This window comes from Myxococcus sp. AM010, from assembly GCF_013372585.1.
Lineage (GTDB): Bacteria > Myxococcota > Myxococcia > Myxococcales > Myxococcaceae > Myxococcus > Myxococcus vastator.
Genome location: NZ_JABXEO010000173.1, coordinates 1 through 5,229, shown reverse-complemented (window position 1 = coordinate 5,229; position 5,229 = coordinate 1). Strand labels below are relative to the sequence as shown.

Below are 5,229 nucleotides of genomic sequence, written 5' to 3'. Positions count from 1 at the left end.
GGGTGGGACGGGCCGCCGCGAGGAAGGGAACCCCTCCATGAGACGGACGGTCCTGGCCACGGCGCTGGTCTCGATGCTCGCGCTGCCGGCGTGTGAAGACCGCGATGCCCAGGCGACGTGGACGCAGGCGTCGGGCTCGGTGGCGCTCAGCCGGGATGACGCCTTTCTCTACGTGGTGGACTCGGACAACGGCGTCCTCGCCGTGGTGGACACCGCGCGGCGTGAAAAGGTGGGCGAGGTGAAGGTGGGCCTCCTCCCCGAGCGCGTGGCGGTGGGGCCGGACGACACCGTCTACGTCTCCAATCGCGGCTCGCGCAGCGTGTCCGTCATCCGCCGGGGTGACTGGAACGAGTCGGCCCGCATCGCGGTGGGCGTGGAGCCCGTGGGCCTGTCGGTGTCGCCCGCGGGGGACACGCTGTACGTGGTGAACAGCACCGCGCTGGCGACGTCGAGCCATGGCTCGTTGATGGCGGTGGACACGCGCTCGCTGGCGGTGCGTTGGGAGCTGCCGGTGGGGGATGAGCCCCGAGGCATCGCGCTGGCGCAGGGTGGCAAGCGCGCGCTCATCACCCGCTTCCGCCAGGGCGACCTGGTCTCCGTGGACCTGACGGACGCGGACCGGCCCCGCGTGGCGCGCGAGCAGACGGACCTGTACGCGCGCGCCAACGTCCGGGACGACGTGGCCGCGTCCCCGGACGGCATGACGCCGCTGCCTCCGACCGCGGACATCCGCTTCCAGCCGCGCGGCATGTCGAGCGTGGCGGTGACGCCGGATGGAGCGCGCGCGCTGGCGACCGTGATGTGGGCCCGGGAGGACCCGCTGTCGCCGGACGGGTCGCCGACCCCGCCGTCGGGGGGCTCGCTCTACGGCGGCGGCGGGCCCTGCAACACGGGCGGCGTGGTGGCGCCAGGGCTGGTCACCTTCGACACGGACACGGGCACGCCCCGGGTGGATGACCTGGACCGGTGCCGTCCGCCGCCGGAGCTGTCACCGGACTTCCCGCCCTCCACCATCATCAGCCCGGAGCTGACGCACCCCATCCAGGGGCCGGTGGCGGCGGTGGTGGACCCGACGGGCCTCTGGGCCTTCGTGGTGAACCGGGAGACGGACAACGTCGCCATCATCCCCACGGGGCGCCGCTCGGGCTCGGACCTGATGGCGGGCCTGGGCAGCACGGTGCGCCAGCTGGTGCGCGTGGGCTCCGGCCCCACTGGCATCGCGATGACGCGGGATGGGCGCAGGGCCTACGTCTACAACGCCTTCGACCACACGGTGACGACGCTGGTGAGCGACGGCGCGGGTGGCACCGCCAACGTGCGCGTGGACGGCGCGCCGCTGCCCATCGCCGGGGACGTACTGGCGCCGAACGAAGTGGCGGGCCGCAAGCTGTTCTTCAGCGCGCTGGACTCGCGCATGGCCAGCACGTCGGTGGGCGCGTCGTGCGCGAGCTGCCATCCCGATGGCCGCGAGGACGGCCACGTCTGGGGCTTCCCGGACGGGCCTCGTCAGACGCCCAGCCTCGCGGGCCGGAGCATGACGAAGACGGGGCCGTTCCACTGGAGCGGCGAGTTCTCCACCCTGCGCGACTTCCTCGACGCGACGGTGCGCCACCGCATGGGCGGGACGGTGCTGGACGGCGTCATGGTGGCGCAGCTGTCCGACTTCATCGACGTGCTGCCCGCGCCGGACAACCCGCACAGGGCCGACGTCTTCACGGACGCGCAGACACGCGGCGAGGCCGTGTTCCGCAAGGCCGCGTGTGGCACCTGCCACGGAGGGGAGCACTTCACCCTCAACACACAGGCCGACGTGGGCACCTTCGTCACCACGGGGCCGCTCCAGGATGCCCCGGGGGTGCGCAAGCAGGGGCTCAACACGCCGTCGCTGCTGGGGCTGGCCCGCACCGCGCCGTACCTGCATGACGGCAGCGCCGTGTCGCTGAAGGACCGGCTGATGCAAGGCCGCGAGTCGAACCAGCACGGCGTGACGGCGCAGCTCACCGACGCCGAGGTCGACGACCTGGTGGAGTACCTGCTCACGCTGTAGGGGGATGGGGCGTGTCCGGTGGGCCTCAGGGCGCGCCGGAGTCCCCCGCGCCCGCTTCACCGGCGTCCGCGTCCTGGGCACCGGGTGTCCCCGCGTCGAGCACGGCGGGCGTGGTGGCGATGAGCGCCGAGCGCGCCACCTCCACGGCCCGCTCCGTCTCACCGCCCAGCCAGGTGACGACGACCGCGCAGTCCGTGTCGTCATCCCAGGCGAGCACCTGGGACATTCCCTGGGCGGGCGCGCGCCGCACCGCGGCACGGCCCAGCGCGGGCACCGCCACGCCGCCGGCCTGGAGGGTAGGGGCCATCAACTCGTGGAGGTCCGACCCGGCGTAGCGGGCGTTGCAGTCCCAGGTGATGGAGACGGCGAGGCCGGGCTCGGCGTCCGAGCGGAAGCTGCACAGCGGTCCACAGGTGGGACAGTCGCGCTCCTGCTTCATGGTGAAGCCGGGGAGCATCAGCTCGCGGTCGTCCAAGGGCAGCAGCACCTCGCAGTCCGGGAGCGACGCGCGCGCGGCAGGGGGCGCCGGGGTGCCCGCGTCCACCGGAGGTGGGTCGGAGGGGCGGCTCCGGCACGCCGCCAGTGCCAGTGTCATGAACAATGCCGCGCGCCCTCCAGCCCTCATCCCGTGTGACTCCCGTGTGCGCCTGCTGAAGCGGCGCGGATGGTAGACCGGAGGAGGCCTCGCGCGGCGACGTTTCCCGCAGGCCGCTGACCGCTTCCGGACGCAGGCCCGTTGGGGCCTCCAAGCGGGCGGGCTTGCCTCGTGCCTTCTCCGCTCGTCGGACTAAGCTGAGGCTCCCCGCCATGCGCTCCGTCCCTTCCTTGCCCCTGCTCGTGCTTGCCTTGGTGGGAGACGTCCAGGCGCGCCCGGGCGAGCCTCCTGGGGTACCCCCGCGCAACCCGGCGCCGGACACCTCGTGGGCACAGCCCGGCGAGGTCCACGCGCCCGCTCGCAACGAAGCGCCAGACGACGCGGCCTGGGAGTCCTTCCCGGGGGCCACCGCCGTCCCCGAGGCCGAGGAGGCAGCCACGCTGCCCCAACTGCCCGAAGTCCCGCCGCTGGTGCCCGCGGACGAGGCCTCGCTCCCCGCGCCCCGGCCGCCGCCGGAGCCCGTGAGGCCGCCGCCCGTCCCCAACCAGGTGAGCCTGCTCGGCGCCCGGACGGTGGGGGCAGGGGGGATGGCCGCGGGCCTGGCCCTGGGCTTTCCCATCGTGTCCGCGCGAGTCGCCGTGGGCGTCCATCGCCGCGTGGACGTGCTGGCCGGCGTGGACAGCGCCTACGGGTTGATGAACGAGCTGCGCGTGGGCGCGCGGTGGATGGTTTTCGATGGCGGGCCCCGGTGGAGCGTGGGCGTGGCGGTGGAGGGCAGCCACGCCTTCTTCCTGCGGCCCGCGAGCGTGGAGGACCGGGGCGCGCGCTACTACAGCGGCCGCCGCAACTGGAACGTGCTGCCCGGCCTCGTCGGCAATCTCCAACTCGCGGGCGCCCGCGCGCCGCGGCTGTTCCTGGACGTCCGCTACCTGCTGGCGCTGGACACCGAGCCCATTCAAGGGGTGCCGCTGGGCGGCCTGCCCCCTGACGTGGCGCTGTCCGGCGCCTTTCCGGTGCGCTTGGGCGCGGAAATCCCCGTGAGTGAGAAAACGTCCTACGCTCTGACGATTGGCGGGGACATTCGCACCCGGCCTGACGAGACGGACTTCATGCCCGTCATCACCTTTGGCGTCGTGACTGGTTTCTAGCGAGGTCTTCCATGCGTGGCAGTGTCATCGGCTCCGGCTCCTTCGGTACCGCCCTGGCGAACGTGCTCGCGGTCAATTGCGAGGAAGTTCGTCTGTGGGGTCGTGAGTCCTCCGTCGTGGAGGCCATCAACGTTCAGCACGAGAATCCCACCTACCTGAAGGGCATCCCCATCTCGGAGCGCGTGCGCGCCACGAATGACCTCCAGGAGGCGCTCGCGGGCGCGGAGCTGGTGGTGCTGGCCACGCCCAGCCACGCCACGCGTGAGGTGGTGGCGAAGGCCCAGGCGTACCTGCCGCGCCATGTCCCCATCGTCACGGTGTCGAAGGGCATCGAGAACGGGACGCTGCTGACGATGACGGAGCTCCTGGAGGACTGCCTGCCGGAGGAGTTCCACCCGTACCTCGCGGTGCTGTCCGGCCCCAGCTTCGCCAAGGAGCTGGCGCGGCGCATGCCCACGGTGGTGACCATCGCCTCGCACTGGGACAAGGTGGCGCTGCGCTGCCAGAAGGCGCTGCAGACGGAGACGTTCCGCAGCTACACGTCCACGGACGTGGTGGGCGTGCAGTACGGCGGCGCGCTGAAGAACGTCATCGCGATTGCCGCCGGCATGGCGGACGGCCTGGGCATGGGCCACAACGCGCGCGCGGCCATCATCACCCGCGGCCTGGCGGAGATTACGCGCCTGGCGGTCCGCAAGGGCGCCAACCCGCTGACGCTCTCCGGCCTGTCCGGCATGGGTGACCTGGTGCTGACGTGCACCGGCGAGCTGAGCCGCAACCGGCACGTGGGCATGGAGCTGGGCAAGGGCCGCAAGCTGCCGGACATCCTCGCGGACATGAAGGAAGTGGCCGAAGGCGTGAAGACGGCCCGCAGCGCGCACGAGCTGGAGCTCAAGACGGGCGTGGAGCTGCCCATCTGCCACCAGGTGTACCTGATTGCCCACGAGGGCAAGAGCGCGCGCTCGGCGGTGGTGGACCTGATGACGCGCCAGCCGAAGTCGGAGCTGGCGGGCGTCTGAGCGGCCTTCAGAAGCGGCGCGGCGCCGCGTCCGGCGTGGCGCCGCGGACGCGCCACACGGTGAGCCGCTGGGAGTTGGTGTGGCTCACCACCAGGCCCTCCTGCTGCATCTGCTCCAGCAGGCGGTTCGTCTTGAGCCGGTCCAGCCCCACGGACTTGGACAGCAAGTCACCGGGCATGCCGCTGATGTTGCGGCGCAGCTCGTTGACGATGGCGCGCTTGAACTCGTTCTTCTGGAGGCCGTCCAGGTCCTGCGTGCGCCACGCCTGGAGGACACCCGCGGCGATGATGACCAGCGTCAGAATCGCCAGCGCGGGGTAGATGATGTGGCTGTTCTGCTCCAGCAGCTCGAAGTACTTCGGAGACAGGGAGGACACAGGCTTCGCGTAGTCAGCCTGGGCCAGCAGCAGGGGAGGGAGGG

Annotated in this window: 5 protein-coding genes; 3 read left to right on the top strand and 2 right to left on the bottom strand. The window is 72.0% G+C overall.

The genetic code is table 11. The features are described 5' to 3' along the window. Nucleotides 1–37: 37 nt before the first annotated feature. Nucleotides 38–2,047 (top strand): c-type cytochrome, encoded by a 2,010-nt coding sequence (locus HV826_RS35950; protein ID WP_176421516.1) that lies wholly within the window; start codon nt 38–40, stop codon nt 2,045–2,047. 25 nt (nt 2,048–2,072) lie between these two features. Here the strand turns inward: HV826_RS35950 and HV826_RS35945 are convergent, their stop codons facing one another. Further along, nucleotides 2,073–2,672, bottom strand: coding sequence for a hypothetical protein (locus tag HV826_RS35945; protein ID WP_176421515.1), 600 nt, complete (start codon nt 2,670–2,672; stop codon nt 2,073–2,075). 182 nt (nt 2,673–2,854) lie between these two features. On the opposite strand from HV826_RS35945, the gene HV826_RS35940 reads away from it, so the two are divergent. Beyond that, on the top strand, nt 2,855–3,790 hold the full coding sequence (locus HV826_RS35940) for a hypothetical protein (protein ID WP_255217589.1): 936 nt from the start codon (nt 2,855–2,857) through the stop codon (nt 3,788–3,790). 11 nt (nt 3,791–3,801) lie between these two features. Continuing rightward, entirely contained in the window at nt 3,802–4,809 is a 1,008-nt protein-coding gene (locus HV826_RS35935) for an NAD(P)H-dependent glycerol-3-phosphate dehydrogenase (RefSeq protein WP_176421514.1), read from the top strand. A 7-nt stretch (nt 4,810–4,816) separates the two neighbouring features. On the opposite strand, the gene HV826_RS35930 is transcribed toward HV826_RS35935, so the two are convergent. Continuing rightward, nucleotides 4,817–5,229: hypothetical protein (locus tag HV826_RS35930; RefSeq protein ID WP_407938462.1), on the bottom strand; the 413-nt coding region annotated here is incomplete at its 5' end.

Bases quoted from the DNA above. Each gene is read 5' to 3' on its own strand.
- HV826_RS35940 (WP_255217589.1), top strand. From the start codon at position 2,855: ATGCGCTCCGTCCCTTCCTTGCCCCTGCTCGTGCTTGCCTTGGTGGGA.
- HV826_RS35935 (WP_176421514.1), top strand. From the start codon at position 3,802: ATGCGTGGCAGTGTCATCGGCTCCGGCTCCTTCGGTACCGCCCTGGCG.
- HV826_RS35945 (WP_176421515.1), bottom strand. From the start codon at position 2,672: ATGAGGGCTGGAGGGCGCGCGGCATTGTTCATGACACTGGCACTGGCG.
- HV826_RS35950 (WP_176421516.1), top strand. From the start codon at position 38: ATGAGACGGACGGTCCTGGCCACGGCGCTGGTCTCGATGCTCGCGCTG.